Raw genomic sequence first — 758 nt, forward strand, 5'->3', positions numbered from 1 at the left:
CTCACGTCGCCCTGGTGCACGTTGGTGATCCTGGTGCCGCCGGTCACGCCGCCGTCCACCGATGTCGTGCCGCCCAGCGTGACGCTGCCCTTGCCCGCGTCGTCGTACTGCACCGCGTTATCCGCTACCGCGCGCAGCTGGTTCACATTGACCGCATCCGTGCCGTTGGTTCCGCCTGCCACGTTCTTGATCTGGCGCTCCATGCCGGCGGCGCCGATCGACAGGGCGCCCCCCGCGGCAATCGCATCGCCGCTGAACAGCGCCGGACCCGCGGCGTTGGCGGCGCCAACGCTCCCAGAGCCCAGCGCGACGCTGTTGGCGACATCCGTCGTGGTGCCCGCGCCCAGTGCCACGGATCCGGTGCCGCTCGCTCTCGTCTGGCCGACAGCATCAAGGCCGGCCCGTGCCGCAAAGGCCGCACGCGAATCCGATGCGCCAATAGCAATGGAGCGAGATCCCGAAGCATTGGCCGAGTAGCCGACCGCGATACCGCTGTCGCCATCGGCCAGCGAGTTGCGGCCGACCGCCACGGCCTGCACGCGGCTGGCGGTGGCGCCGTAGCCCACCGCCGTGGCGCCCGCCGCCAGGGCATGCGCATCGTCCGGAGGCAGGCCCGTGTCGTTGGTGCGCACATACTTCACCCCGCGGCCGTTCTGCGCCACATAGGTGTTGCTGGTGTCGCCCGCCACGTTGGTGATGGTGTCGCCCAGGTTCGTGATGCTGGTGGTGTTCTGCTCCACCTTCTGGTTGGTCGCATG

1 pseudogene is annotated in these 758 nt (G+C 69.7%); it reads right to left on the reverse strand.

Going from position 1 to position 758, the window contains the following annotated elements:
- A pseudogene (locus tag P3W85_RS18840) lies at positions 1 to 758 on the reverse strand (hypothetical protein); the annotation flags it as partial.

The sequence above is a fragment of the Cupriavidus basilensis genome (assembly GCF_029335485.1).
In the GTDB taxonomy this organism is placed as follows: Bacteria; Pseudomonadota; Gammaproteobacteria; order Burkholderiales; family Burkholderiaceae; genus Cupriavidus; species Cupriavidus basilensis_E.